The organism is Prosthecomicrobium sp. N25, from assembly GCF_037203705.1.
Taxonomy (GTDB): Bacteria; Pseudomonadota; Alphaproteobacteria; order Rhizobiales; family Ancalomicrobiaceae; genus Prosthecodimorpha.
In genome coordinates this window covers 346,260-359,598 of the sequence record NZ_JBBCAT010000004.1, presented here as the reverse complement: position 1 = coordinate 359,598, position 13,339 = coordinate 346,260, and the positions used below count along the sequence as shown (strand labels likewise).

At 66.7% G+C, this 13,339-nt stretch carries 11 protein-coding genes and 1 pseudogene; 4 read left to right on the top strand and 8 right to left on the bottom strand.

Going from position 1 to position 13,339, the window contains the following annotated elements; genetic code table 11:
• Window positions 1-2 precede the first annotated feature (2 nt).
• From WBG79_RS23900 to WBG79_RS23890, 3 genes are read right to left on the bottom strand one after another with little or no spacing between them, the layout of a single operon-like run.
• Window positions 3-713, bottom strand: coding sequence for an ABC transporter ATP-binding protein (locus WBG79_RS23900; RefSeq protein ID WP_337359751.1), 711 nt, complete (start codon window positions 711-713; stop codon window positions 3-5).
• Window positions 710-2,464, bottom strand: a complete 1,755-nt coding sequence (locus tag WBG79_RS23895; protein WP_337359750.1) for a branched-chain amino acid ABC transporter ATP-binding protein/permease — start codon at window positions 2,462-2,464, stop codon at window positions 710-712. The genes WBG79_RS23900 and WBG79_RS23895 overlap by 4 nt, the downstream gene beginning before the upstream one ends.
• 6 nt (window positions 2,465-2,470) lie before the next feature.
• The gene (locus WBG79_RS23890) at window positions 2,471-3,508 is read right to left on the bottom strand and encodes a branched-chain amino acid ABC transporter permease (protein WP_337359749.1); all 1,038 of its coding nucleotides are present in this window, start codon (window positions 3,506-3,508) and stop codon (window positions 2,471-2,473) included.
• Between the two features lie 138 nt (window positions 3,509-3,646).
• Here WBG79_RS23890 and WBG79_RS23885 point away from each other — a divergent pair, with 138 nt between their 5' ends.
• From WBG79_RS23885 to WBG79_RS23875, 3 genes and pseudogenes are all read left to right on the top strand, one after another.
• Window positions 3,647-4,141, top strand: a complete 495-nt coding sequence (locus WBG79_RS23885; RefSeq protein WP_337359748.1) for a MarR family winged helix-turn-helix transcriptional regulator — start codon at window positions 3,647-3,649, stop codon at window positions 4,139-4,141.
• A gap of 254 nt (window positions 4,142-4,395) precedes the next feature.
• Entirely contained in the window at window positions 4,396-5,274 is an 879-nt protein-coding gene (locus WBG79_RS23880) for an amidohydrolase family protein (RefSeq protein WP_337359747.1), read from the top strand.
• A 428-nt stretch (window positions 5,275-5,702) separates the two neighbouring features.
• Window positions 5,703-6,649, top strand: a pseudogene (locus WBG79_RS23875) (IS5 family transposase); the annotation flags it as partial.
• Window positions 6,650-6,844: 195 nt separating this feature from the next.
• Here the strand turns inward: WBG79_RS23875 and WBG79_RS23870 are convergent.
• From WBG79_RS23870 to WBG79_RS23850, 5 genes are all read right to left on the bottom strand, one after another.
• A complete protein-coding gene (locus WBG79_RS23870) occupies window positions 6,845-8,599 on the bottom strand; it encodes an amidohydrolase (protein ID WP_337359746.1) in 1,755 nt (584 codons plus the stop codon).
• Window positions 8,600-8,786: 187 nt separating this feature from the next.
• Window positions 8,787-9,122: a hypothetical protein gene (locus tag WBG79_RS23865; protein ID WP_337359745.1), complete on the bottom strand. Its 336-nt coding sequence runs from the start codon at window positions 9,120-9,122 to the stop codon at window positions 8,787-8,789.
• 50 nt (window positions 9,123-9,172) lie between these two features.
• On the bottom strand, window positions 9,173-11,005 hold the full coding sequence (locus WBG79_RS23860; RefSeq protein ID WP_337359744.1) for an amidohydrolase: 1,833 nt from the start codon (window positions 11,003-11,005) through the stop codon (window positions 9,173-9,175).
• 103 nt (window positions 11,006-11,108) lie between these two features.
• The gene (locus tag WBG79_RS23855; protein WP_337359743.1) at window positions 11,109-11,975 is read right to left on the bottom strand and encodes a hypothetical protein; all 867 of its coding nucleotides are present in this window, start codon (window positions 11,973-11,975) and stop codon (window positions 11,109-11,111) included.
• 1 nt (window position 11,976) lies between these two features.
• The gene (locus tag WBG79_RS23850) at window positions 11,977-12,225 is read right to left on the bottom strand and encodes a hypothetical protein (RefSeq protein WP_337359742.1); all 249 of its coding nucleotides are present in this window, start codon (window positions 12,223-12,225) and stop codon (window positions 11,977-11,979) included.
• A gap of 315 nt (window positions 12,226-12,540) precedes the next feature.
• Here WBG79_RS23850 and WBG79_RS23845 point away from each other — a divergent pair, with 315 nt between their 5' ends.
• Window positions 12,541-13,248: a Crp/Fnr family transcriptional regulator gene (locus WBG79_RS23845; RefSeq protein WP_337359741.1), complete on the top strand. Its 708-nt coding sequence runs from the start codon at window positions 12,541-12,543 to the stop codon at window positions 13,246-13,248.
• Window positions 13,249-13,339 lie beyond the last annotated feature (91 nt).

Sequence of the window (13,339 nt, the reverse complement as noted above, 5' to 3'; positions counted from 1 at the left end):
CCTCACAGTCCGAGATAGACGCTCGCCACCCGCTCGTCGCCGGCTAGACGGGCGGCGGGGCCTTCGAGCGTGAAGACACCGAGCTCCATCACGTGGGCCCGGTCGGCCGCGGCCAGCGCCGCGCGCGCGTTCTGCTCGACGAGGAGGATCGCGACGCCGCTCCGCCGGAGTTCCCCGATGATGCCTAAGATCTCGGCGACGATGCGGGGCGCGAGGCCGAGGCTCGGCTCGTCCAGCATGAGAACGCGGGGACCGGCCATGAGCGCGCGCGCCATGGCGAGCATCTGCCGCTCTCCGCCCGAGAGGGTGCCGGCGTCCTGGGCGCGCCGCTCCTTCAGGCGGGGGAAGCGGGTGAAGACCGCCTCGAGCCGCGTCGTCCTCTCGTGCTTCGATGCATGGAACCCGCCGAGCGCGAGGTTGTCGAGAACGCTCATGCTGGAGAAGAGTTCACGCCGCTCGGGGACGAGCGACAGGCCGCGCCGCACGCGCTCCTCGACCGGCATCCGGGACACCGCCTCGCCGTCCAGGCGGACGGTGCCCCTCGCCGGAAGCATGCCCATCACGGCGTTGAGCAGCGTGGACTTCCCCGCGCCGTTCGCCCCGATCACCGTCACGATCTCGCCCGGCAACAGCCGTAGCGAGACGTCCGTCACGGCCGGGACGCGGCCGTACGAGACCGCGAGGTCCTCCACCTCGAGCAGGGGCGCCGTCACGCGGCCCCCCCGAGATAGGCCTCGATCACGGCCGGGTCGCGGCGCACCGCCTCGGGCCGGCCCTCGGCGATGCGGGTGCCGAAATCGAGGACGACGATGCGGTCGACCAGGCCCATGACGAAGCCCATGTCGTGTTCGACCAGGAGGATGCTCATGCCCTCGGCCCGGAGCCGGGCGAGGAGATCGGCGAGTGCGACCTTCTCGAAGTGGCGCAAGCCCGCGGCCGGCTCGTCGAGCAGGAGCAGGTTCGGGTCGAGCGCGAGGGCGCGGGCGATCTCGACGATGCGCTGCTGGCCGAGCGCGAGGCTGCCGGCCGGCTTCCAGGCCTCGCCGGCGAGCCCGACGCGCACGAGTTGACGAGCCGCTTCGCCGAGGAGGCGGGTTTCCTCCTCCCGATCGAGCCTGAAGAGGCTCGCGATCGGACCCGCGCGGCCCCTCAGATGGGCCCCGAGCGCGACGTTCTCGATCACGCTCATCTCGGGGACGAGTTTCACGTGCTGGAAGGTCCGGGCGATGCCGAGCGCCGCGATCTCGGCGGGCGTCGCCCTGTCGATCGGGCGCCCGGCGAACCGGACCGCGCCGGCCGAGAGCGGGAGAACGCCGGTGATCAGGTTGAAGGTCGTGGACTTGCCGGCACCGTTGGGGCCGATCAGTGCCAGGATCTCACCGCGACCGAGCGAGAAGTCGACCTTGTTGACCGCAGTCAAGCCGCCGAACCGCTTCACCGCGCCCTCGACCTCGAGCAGGGGGCCGGTGGCGTTCGGCGCCGGCCTCCGCACGGGCGCGAGGTCCGCCGGCCGGACCGGCGGCGGAGGCGGCGACGGCCACAGGGCGGCGAGGCGCGGCCAGATCCCGTCGCGGGCCACTTGCAGCATGCCCACCACGACGACGCCGAAGACGACCGCCTCGAGCTGCAGGTCCCGGCCGAACAGGGCCGGCGTGACCCGCTGCAGCGCGTCCTTCAGGATCAGGACCGCCGCTGCGCCGACGACGGCGCCCCAGACGCGGCCGGCGCCGCCGACCACCGCCATGAACAGGTATTCCATGCTGGCCAGCGCGCCGAACGGGGTCGGGTTCACGGTCCGCTGAACATGGGCGTAGAGCCAGCCGGCGAGGCCGGCGAGCATGGCGGCGTAGACGAAGACGAGGAGCTTCGTCCGCGGCCGATGCACGCCGAAGCTCTGCGCCATGTCACCGCCTCGCAGCGCGCGGATCGCCCGGCCGACCCGGCTGTCGAGCAGGTTCGTCGTGGCCACGGCCGCCAGCAGCACCGCCGTCCAGGTCACGGCGCCGGTTGCGGCCGGATCCGTCAGCGACAGCGATCCGAGGGAGAGCGGGGGGATGCCGACGATGCCGTCGTGGCGGCCGAGCAGGTCGATCTTGCCGAAGAGATAGTAGAGGGCGAGCCCCCACGCGAGTGTGCCGAGCGGCAGGTAGTGGCCCGCGAGCCGGACGGTGAGGCCGCCGAGGACCAGCGCGGCGACGCCGGTGACGGCGAGGGAGAGCGGCAGGGTAGCCCAGGGCGACAGGCCGTAACGGGTCGTCAGGATCGCGGTCGTATAGGCCCCGAAGCCCATGAAGGCGGCCTGCCCGAAGCTCGTCATCCCGCCGACGCCCGTCAGCAGAACGAGCCCCATGGCGACGAGCGCGGCCAGCCCGACATTGCCCGCGAGTGTCTGCCAGAACGGCGGCGCTGTCAGGAGAAAGACGCTGAGGGCGGCGACGAACAGGGCAAGGGGGGGCGGGCGCATCTCCGTTCAATGTCCCTCGTCGGAGTCGGCCGCACCGAACGACCGGAACAGCAGGACCGGAATGACGAGGCCGAAGACGATCACCTCCTTGTAGGCCGAGGCTTCGAACGCCGCGAAGGCCTCCAGGACGCCGACGGCGAGCGCGGCGGCGCCGGCGAGCGGGTAGCTCGCCAGCCCGCCCACGATGGCGGCGACGAAACCCTTGAGGCCGATGAGGAAGCCGGTGTCGTAGTAGATCGTGGTCACCGGCACCACGAGGATGCCGGACACGGCACCGACCGTCGCGGCCAGCGCGAAGGCGAAGCGCCCGGCGCGTCCCGTGCCGATGCCGACGAGCCTGGCGCCGACGCGGTTCACCGCCGTCGCCCGCAGGGCCTTGCCCATCAGCGTGAAGCCGAAGAACACCCACAGCGCGAGCGACAGGACGAGCGCGACCGCCCCCACGGCGAGGCTCTGGCCGGTGACGAGGAGCGGCCCTAGGGCGAAGCTCGCCTCAGAAAGGGGCGGCGCGCGCAGCCCCTCCGCGCCGAAGAAGGCGAGGCCGAGCGCCGTCATGGCGATGTGGACCGCGACTGCGGCGATGAACAGGGTCAGGATGGAGGCATCCGCCAGGGGCTCGAAGGCGACACGGTAGAGATAGGGACCGAGCGGCGCGACGATGAGGACGGTCAGCACGACATCGGCGACGGCCGGCCGCGGCACGCCTTGCGAGGCGAGGACGATCGCCGCCACCGCGAGCGGAGGTCCGAACGTCGCCACAGTCTCGGACAGCGCGCGCCTCGGGGTGAGCGTCGCCCGCCCGCCCCACAGCGCGGCCAGGAGCGCGGCCGCTCCGAACACCATTAGCAGCCAGACTGTGCCCGGAATGCCGCCCGACCTCAGCACCGCGTAGGTCAGCGCCCCATAGGCGACGAACTCGCCTTGCGGGATGAAGATGATCCGCGTCACCGTGAAGACCAGGACCAGCGCGAAGCCGAGCAGCGCGTAGATGGCGCCGCTCGTCAGTCCGTCCTGCAGCAGGAAGAGCACGATCGTCGAGTCCACGAGCCCTCCCGGCCTGCACTCGGCTCAAATCCGCGGCGTCCTCGTGGACTCGAATTAGATATATTACATAACTAATTTCGCTGGACATGCAAGCGGGCCGTTGCCAAGTTTCGTCGCCCCGTGCAAGGCTTCCCCCCGATGTCGCGCGCCCGCCGAGCCCTCGCCCCCTCCCCCGACACGCCCGTGCCGCCCGCCGTGGAGGCGGACCTGCGCGTCGACCTCGGCCCCCTCCCAAACCTCGTCGGCTATGCCATGCGCCGCACGCAGGTGGCGGTGTTCGCCGACTTCATCGCGACCCTCTCCGAATTGGGCCTGCGACCCGCCCAGTTCAGCGCGCTCCTGCTGATCGATCGCAATCCGGGCCGCAAGCAGTCGGAAATCGCGGAGGCGCTCGGCATCCAGCGGCCGAACTTCGTGGCCATGATGGACGAGATGGACCGGCGGGGCCTGACCCGCAGACTGACGTCCGAGACGGACCGGCGATCCTACGTGCTGGAGCTCACCGAGGCGGGCCGGACCCTGCTCGAGCGCGCCGTCGAGCTCGTCAGCGAGCACGAGGCGCGCATCACCCGGGACCTCTCGCGCGACGAGGTGGACCTGCTCCTGGGCCTCCTCGCCCGGATCGCAAACTGAGCGTGTCCGCGCTCGGGCCCGTACGGCGCTCCGGGCCACGCCTCACGGCCCTTCGGGAATCGGCCGACCGCCCCGGCCGTCGACCAAGCGTCGACCCGCGGTCCCGATGGCCCTTGAAATCCGCCGCTCCCCCGCCTTACTGTTATAGAATATAACAATCGACGGGCGGGACTCGGCCGCCCCATGCCGGATCCGCGGCTGCGCGGTGGCTCGGCTCCCGCGGAAACGACGACCAGGCTTCGAGGAGGCGCACGATGGTCGACTTCGCCAAGGTCCGCGCGATCGACTTCCACACTCACGCCGAGGAGCCCTGCGGCTGCCATGCCGACGACGGCTACGACGAGCTGCAGACGACCATGGCGCGCTACTTCGGCGCGTCCTGGGCGCATCCGCCGACCGTGCCGGAGACGGCCGCACACTACCGGGCCCTGAACATCGCGGCTGTCATCTTCCCCGTCGACGCCGAGCGCGAGACCGGATATCGGCGCTACCGCAACGAGGAGGTCGCCGAACTCTGCGCGGAAAATTCCGACATTCTCATCCCCTTCGCGTCGATCGACCCGCACAAGGGCAAGATGGGTGCTCGCGAGGCGCGGATTCTCGTCCGCGATCACGGCGTGCAGGGCTTCAAGTTCCACCCGACCATGCAGGGCTTCTACCCGAACGACCGTCTGGCCTGGCCGCTCTACGAAGCGATCCAGGAGAGCGGCAAGACGGCCCTGTTCCACACCGGCCAGACCGGGGTCGGCGCCGGCATGCGCGGCGGCAACGCGATGCGGCTGAAGTACTCGAACCCGATGTACATCGACGACGTGGCGGTCGACTTCCCCGACATGCCGATCGTGCTCGCCCACCCCTCCTTCCCGTGGCAAGAGGAAGCTCTTGCGGTGGCGACCCACAAGCCCAACGTCTACATCGACCTGTCCGGCTGGTCGCCGAAGTACTTTCCCGAGATCCTCGTGCGGTATGCCAACACCATCCTCAAGAAGAAGATGCTGTTCGGCTCGGATTGGCCGATGATCGCGCCGGAGCGCTGGCTCGACGCCTTCGACAAGGCTCCGTTCCGGGACGAGGTGCGCCCGCTGATCCTCAAGGAGAACGCGATGCGCCTGCTCGGCGTCGCGGCAAACTGAGCGTATGCCCACGGGATCGGCTGCCGCGCGCGAGCCTACCTCAACCGAACCTTGAACCGGCGCCGCGATCCGCAGGGGCAAACCAGGACTCACCTCCACTCTATTGTCAGTTTGATTGGCAAGACCTTTTCACTTTCAAAATTTGGCAACGCCACATAAGCGTTCCCCGTCCATGAATCCATCATTCTGCAGAGGCGCTTTGCCAAATCGACGCCGCTTACGCTCGCCATCTTGGATTAGAGCGGACCCCGATCTGATGGAATCGTGAAGGATTCCCGAATCGGCTCGGAAGTGATTCAGACTGTCTGCTGGACGGAGGCCGGCGGATACGTCGAAAGCTCTGTCTGTCGAGCTTCGGGTTCGGATTCTGGTGGCTGTTGCGGCGGGGGCGACCCATCGCGAGGCTGCCGTCGTCGCTCTACTAGGGGATGGGGCGGCCCTCGATCCCGCCGGAGCGGCTGCTCCGGGCGATGCTCCTCCAGGCCTTCTACTCGATCCGCTCCGAGCGCCAGTTGATGGAGCGGCTGGACTTCGACCTCCTGTTCCGCTGGTTCGTCGGGCTCGGCGTCGACGATCCCGTCTGGGACCACTCGACCTTCTCCAAGAATCGGGACCGCCTGCTGGAAGGCGACGTCGCCGCGCGCTTCCTGTCGGCGCTGCTCGCCCAGCCGCGCGTGAAGCGACTTCTGTCCGGCTACCCCTTCAGCGTCGACGGCACGCTGATCGAAGCCCGGGCGTCGATGAAGAGCTTCAAGCCCAAGGACCCCGGGGGATCGGGCGATCCGCCGGCGCCTGGCGGCCGAAACGCGGAGGTCGACTTCCGCGGTGAGAGGCGTTCCAACGAGACGCATGCCTCGACGACCGATCCCGATGCCAGGCTCTCCCGCCGCGGGCCCGGCCAGGAGGCGAAGCTCGCCTATCTCGGCCACGCGCTGATGGAGAACCGGTCCGGTCTCTTGGTCGACGCCTGCGTGACGCGCGTCTCGGGCCATGCCGAGCGCGTCGCCGCGCTGACCATGATCGAGGCCCATGCCGACCGGCCGCGCTCGATCACCCTCGGCGCCGACCGCGGCTACGACGCGGCCGACTTCGTCAACGAACTCAGGTCCATGAACGTGCGCCCGCACGTCGCCCGGAACCTCACGCGTCGCAGCGGCCGCTCGGCCATCGACGGCCGGACGACACGCCATCCCGGCTATGCCGCGAGCCAGCGCATCCGCAAGCGCATCGAGGAGAGCTTCGGCTGGATCAAGACCATCGCCGGACTGGCGCGGCCGATGTCCCGCAGTGTCGACCGCGTCGGATGGGCCTTCACCTTCGCAGCCGCGGCCTACACCTCGTCCGATTGCCGAAGCTCATGGCCGGTGCCGCATGACCGAAGCAAGCCGCCACCCGGCCACAGCCGCAACCCGTTCCGTCAGGCTCAGAAGCCGATCGACTCGGCGCCAGCCTTCCGCTCTCCACCGCCGGATCGTCCGTTCGGCCAGTTCTTCAACAGCCTGCTAAGCCCTGTAATGCACTGCCATTCAAGCTGGACCCCTCGATGGGGCCGATCGAATGAACGCCGCACTCACCGAACCGGCAGCACACGACCCTCTTGGACAGTGCCCCAGACAGCGATGTCCTTGATCTTCATCGGATCGATCGTGACGGGATTGTCGGCCAGGACGGTGAAGTTGGCGAGCTTGCCGGGCGCGATGCTGCCGACATCCTTTTCCATCTGGAGCGAGTAGGCCGCTTCGATCGTCACCGCCTTCAGGGCACCGAGCCGGCTGACCCGCTGCTCGGGCCCACGGACGTTTCCGTCGTTCGTCACGCGGTTCACGCCCGACCACATCAAGAACAGCGGCTGACCAGGAGCCATCGGCATGTCGGAGTGGAAGGAATACGAGATCCCGGCTCTCTCGACGTCTCCCATCCTGACCATCGCGTCGGCGCGTCTCGGCTCGAGGCCATTCGATCGGTAGTTGTCGGCGAGCGCGATCGGATAGTACGGGTTTCCGCTGACGATCGCCCCTAGCCGCTTGATCCGCGCCACCTGTTCCGGTGTGGAAACAGCGAAATGGATGATGACGGTGCGGTGATTGGGGCGCGGATTGCGGCGCATGTTTAGATCGAGCTGGTCGAGGACCATGTCGAGCCCCCCGTCGCCGTTGACGTGCACGTGGAGCTGGTAGTCGAGCTCCCAGTAGACGCGGAATGTCCGGGCGAAGAAGTCGGGATCCATCATCCACTCGCCCTTGTGCCCGTCGGCGTAGCCGTCATTCACTTGCATCGCCTGGGAGAAGATCGCGCCATCCGCGAACAGCTTGACCTGCTTGGGGAGATAGGCGGTCATGCCCTGGCCCCACGTCAGGAGCTTCTCGCTCTCCTCGGCGACCTTGCTGTCGGGGTGGACGCCGGTAATCGACTTGCCGTCGACGATGAAATAGAAGCGGAAGGGCGAAGAGGCGTTGCTGAGAACGGCGTTCTGGGCGTCCTGCATGGTCTTGGACGCCAGGCCGCCGGGCTCGCAACCGAGCGTCACGCCATTGGCGTGATAGTACGTCTTCACGAACTCGAGCCCTGAGCGCACCCGCTCGGGAGAGGCGATGGCAGAGGCGATCAGGGGCATCAGGGCGAAGGCGCCCTGCTCCCAGAAGTGCGAGTTGGCAAAGTCCGACTGCTTCTTCGCGCTCTCCGGCAGCTTGTCGAACCATTCCCTGGTCACGCCGTACTTCTTCTCGGCTGTGGAATTGAGAAAGAATTCGTGCCCTGAACGGTGCCAGACAAGGATCGGCCGCGTGGCGCTGATCGCATCAATATCCGCCTTCTTGAGCTCGCCGTGGAAGTATTGGTGATAGCCCCAGCTAACGAGGACATCGTTGGGGTTCGTCAGCCCGGCATTGGCTTTTGCGAGCCGTGCTAGGTATTCGTCGCGGTTCTTGGCAGCCTTCGATGTTCCCTTCGGGAGCACCCAGTCCTCGATCGCAATGATTTCGCTCGTCATCGTGAGGGCAGCCAGCATGGGGTGGTCATGCTGGGCGATGAAGCCAGGGACGATCACCTTGTCCGAAAAGGTAGTGTCGACCTTGTAGGGTTGGCCGTCGGCGGCTCTCTTGAGGTCCTCGAGCGACCCGACGGCGAGAATTCGGTTCCCCACCACCGCGACCGCCTCGGCCATAGGGTTCGCGGGGTCGAGGGTCACGATCTCCCGGGCAGTGTAGATCGTCGCCTCGGGCAGCGCTTTCGAGCCGACCTGCTCGAAGATGTCCTGCAGCGGAGAGGTCGCGGCCTGTGCGGTGCCCCCACCCATCGGATCGCACACAAAGGAACCTGCCGCCACTGTCGCCGCGCTTCGCAGGAGGTGGCGCCGGGAGGGAAGCGTGAGGCGTCGGAACGCCTCAGCGAAGGCAGGACTGCAGTTAATGCACATTGCGGGGTCACTCCTAGGGTTGACTTGAAGCTTGGCAAATAGGCGAAGCAAAAAAGAAAATGGAAAAAATGCATTATTGCTCGGATTCTTGTCGTTGCTAATTTGGTTCGACTGCGTCGATGTGTTTCTGAAGCATGGCGAGTAGCTCGTCGGAAGTATAGCGGTAGCCTTGGCCAGCATTCAGTTCGGTAATCTTCATCCGCCCGAGAGCGTCCATGTCCTCGGCTGACTGGGCCCCGGCATAGACATACCAGCCGTTCTGCGAGAGCACCTCCGTCAGTCGCCGGCCGAAACCGGAGCTTGCCCCGGTGATCAAGACCGCGCGGCCGTTCCCGTCCTTCACCGGCGGGGGCATCGGCGGACCCTCCTGGGCGACGGCATGGCTCGAAAGCACCATCGCGATAGCGATGGCGACGAACCCAAACGCGCGCATGCCTGTCCTCCCGTCGCCGCTTGCCCAAACTTCATCAGTTCTGCGCAGCGTCATCGCTCGACGGCGACGCCGCCACCACCGATTGCTGCCAGCGACCAGGCAGCCAGCACGGGGGTCATGCAACTGAGATCGTGCGGGGCGACCGCGATCCGAGCTCGCGTTTCGGCCGTCCTTCTGGAGGCCGGCACGCGCGAGAACTCGTCGTCGATCATGGCCTGCCGTAGATAGGCGTTGAAGGGGTCTATGCCCCGGCCGTTGGGCCGATACATCAGGTCGCCCCTTTTCTGCTCGGCGGTCGCGACGTAGATGGTCTTTCCCTCCTTGATCGTCTCGACGACCTTGAGATCGGCCAGGGTTTCCGGGTCCACCGCGGTGGGATCGTTGGAGAGGATGACGAGGTCGGCGATCTTCCCGGGTTCCAGCGACCCCTTGGTCTTGTCTTCGAAATGATGCCATGCAGGCCAGATCGTCATGGCCTTCAGCGCGGTGATCACGTCCACGCGCTGGGCCGGGCCGATGATGTCGCCCGAGCGCGATCGCCTCGTCACGGTCGCCGACAGCACCCGCATGCTGTCGGGAAAGGCGACGGGAGCATCCGTATGGCTGGAGAAGGGCATGCCCCGCTTCACGAGCCAGCCCGTCGGCGAGATGTTGTCCGCCAGCGCGGGGCCCACCGTGTGATCCCTATGCCAGTCGCCCCAGTAGAAGGTGTGCATGGGGAACAGGGACGGGATGACGTTGAGGCGCTTGTAGCTGTCGACCTGATCCTCCCGGAGAAACTGGCCATGGATCAGCACCGGGCGGCGCTCGGGGTTGTCGCCGTGCGCCTTCGTGGCGGCATCCACCGACGCAATCAGCAGGTCCGATGCCGCCTCGCCGTTGGCATGCGTGACGATCTGGATGCCGTTCGAGAAGGCCCAGTCGACGGAGTCCAGCACCTGCTTGGGCGTGGCGGAGGCATAGCCCACATATCCCGGCGGATAGTTGCCCACAGGTGCGTAATAGGGCCGGTCCCGCCACGCGGTGAATCCCTGCGGTGATCCATCGATGGTCAGTTTCGCCCCGGCCACCCGGAACCGATTGACGTAGGTCTGGCTCACGTTCTTCTTGACGAAGTCCCGGTCCACCAGGACGTCGGCGTAGGTGAGGACGTCGATCTTGAAGCCGCCCTCGGCACCGACCTGCTTCAGGACCTCGGCGACCGGTGCAATGGAGCGTCCTTCTTCCGCCGTCGTGTAGCCATACCGCGCCCAGAGATCCGCTCCGGCGCGCGCGAGAGCCTTCGCACCGTCCGGGCCGAGGCGCGCGAGCAGCTTGACTAGCGCGGGTCCGTGGGCGCTCTCCTCGAAGACACCATCGGGATCGCCGTTCGGCAGGCGACGAATCACGCCGCCGGGCGGGTCCTTGGTGTCCTTCGTGTAGCCGACGATCTCGATGGCCTTAGAGTTGGCCGCGCCGAAGTGGCCCGACTGGTGGACCAGATAGACCGGGTATTCGGTCGAGACGGCATCGAGGTCCTGGCGCGTGGGATGGCGATGCTCGGCAAGAGTGGAGGGGTCGTAGCCGAACCCCATGATCAGCCCGAACTTCTCCACTGCGCCCTTGTTGGCGTCCATCCAGTCTCGCAGCGTCTGCTGCAGCGAGGCGATATCGGTGACCTTGCCGTCGGGCGGGGCAAGCAGGTTGGCCGACAGGGCCTGCAGGCCACCGACGAAGACATGCCCGTGCGCATCGAAGAAACCGGGGAGCAGGGCACGGCCCGCCAGATCGACGACCTCGGTGTTCGGGCCCTTCAGCGCGAGAACCTCGGCCCTGGATCCCACCGCGATGAGCTTTCCGTCCTTCTGGGCGACCGCCTCGACCCGCATGGCCTTGTCGTTCATCGTGAGGATAGGACCGCCTGTCCAGATCTTGTCTGCAAAGACGTTCTGCTGCGCGAATGCGGATCCTCCGACAAGAACTGCAGTCACAGCGACCAGACCAACCTTATGCATCTCGCCCCCCGGTCACCTCGAAATGCGACACCGTCTTGTCGCGGTAAAACCGGCTTTGGCAGCAGCCTAAGAACTTGTAGGTCACCCCGAGGACGGGACCCTTCTGGGTCACGTTGTAGAGAAAGTTCCCGCTCTCGTAGTTCAAGTGCAGGACACGGTAGCCGGCGAAGGCGTTACAGCTGTCGTTGAAGGCGTATCCGACGCCATAGACGTCCCACTCGATCTTGGACGACAGGCCGCCAACCAGTCCGATCACGCTCAGGAACAGGTGGTCGGTCAGGTTGATCTTCACCCGCCCGCCTGCCACGCCATCGACCCATGCTTTCGACTTGCCATAGTCCACGTTGATCCCGGCTACGGTCAGGCCAAGGGTGTTGTCCATGGCCCAGAGCCTCGCCCCCGCCAGGACGTCGAAGCTCCAGCGCGGATCGTCCCAGATCCGGTAGCCGAGCATGCCCGTGCCGGTGAACGAGGTCGTCTTCAGCGACATCGAACCCGGAAAGCCGTCCGCCACGAAGTCGTGCTCGGACGACACGCACGACGCGATGATGTCGGTGAAGACGATGAAGCGATCATGCTGGGCCTCGAAGGTGCCCATGAGAGCGCCGGTCAAGTCCTTCAGGACCTGGCCGAAACCGATGTCGACGCGAACGGCCGGAAGCGGCGGAAGTGTTCGCACGTCGCCGCGCAGGCCCGCCGCCCAGGCATAGGCAGAGGCCGAGAATGTCCAATATGGCGCGACCGCAGGCGGAGGCTGCGGGGCCGGTAAAGGCTTGTCCGCCGCGAAGGCAGTGCTCCCCGCGATCAGAAGCGGGCTCAGGAACAGCCCGGCGTGGCGCATCATCGTATGGGCTTTCATCTCACACAGCTTTCGAGGCAGAAGAGGTCAGGGCGGCGAGGCATCCCGCGATGGAGGCCGTACAACCGAAGGCGTTGAGCGCGACGCCTGCCCAGCGCCAGAATGGAGACGGCCACAGGCCGGGATCGCCCGTGACGGCCTGCCACACGGCGAAGGCGCCCAGCGCACCGGCAACGACGCTCAAGGCGAGGTAGGGCCAGGTCCATCGCCGTGCCAACAACGGGAACAGCCCGGCCATGATCACGAGCACGGCGGCTCCAGTCCATGAGGCGGTCGGCCCTAGAGGTCGCGAGCCCGCCGCAATCAGCATGACGCCGGCGACGTTCCAGAGCGCAGACAGCGCTGCCCACACGATCTGACCGAGCACGGGGGCGGGGGCGGTCATCGGCCGTGACGCAGTGCAAGCGGGGAGCTTGGCCGCTGCCGATGGGGCCGCACAGCACGAGATCCTGACGGTTTCCGCATTCCGCTCTCCGCCTGCAACTTCGACTTGACTTTAACCGGTGATCGGACGGACGTTTGTCAGTATCGGGACAATCCGCGGGAAATATTTCAGGGGCTGGCGGTGCCTGACGGGGAAGATGCTTCTCTTCTTGCCGCGATGACGGGGCGGGGCTGGCTTTCAGCCCAGGCGCCCGCCTTCCAGCGCGATGTGCTCAAGGTCGGCCGATTGAGACAGTTCGACGCGAAGGAGAGCGTGTTCGAGGTCGCAGACGAACCCGGAGGGATCTACGGCATCGCTACCGGTTCGTTCTTCGTCTCAGTGCCGACGCAGGCCGGCAGCGTCCTCCTCGCGCACATCATTCGTCCCGGCACGTGGTTCGGCCACGGTCCCGCCTTGACCAGCGACACTAGAAAGCTGGCCTTCAAGGCGGCGGAGCCGTCGCGCGTGGTCTACCTCCCGCTTGCCGCCATTCGAAAGCTGCAGGCCGATGATCCGGACTATACGCGCGCCTTTGCCTCGCTGCCCGAACACAATATCCGGCAGCCGATCCAGGCCCTAGCGGACCTCCTCATCCCCCACAGCAACAGGCGGATTGCCGCCGTCCTACTGAGGGTAACGGCGGCCCTGGATCCCGACATCGCCCAGCCGCCGGAGGGCTACATGCTCACGCAATCGGACCTGGCACAGATGGCCAACGTGTCGCGACAGGTCACCAACGCGACCCTTCGCAGGTTCGGGGCCAAGGGGTGGCTCTCTACCACCTACAATCGGATCCACGTCCACGATGCGCGAGCCCTTGAGCGGTTCGTAGCGACTGGGGACGCATAACTGTTCCGGTTCCTGCTGAAGCGCCGCCGTCGTTCTGAAGATGCGCCCCCGGCACTATCGAGCGCTGCAAAGGTTGACACATCAGAACGCC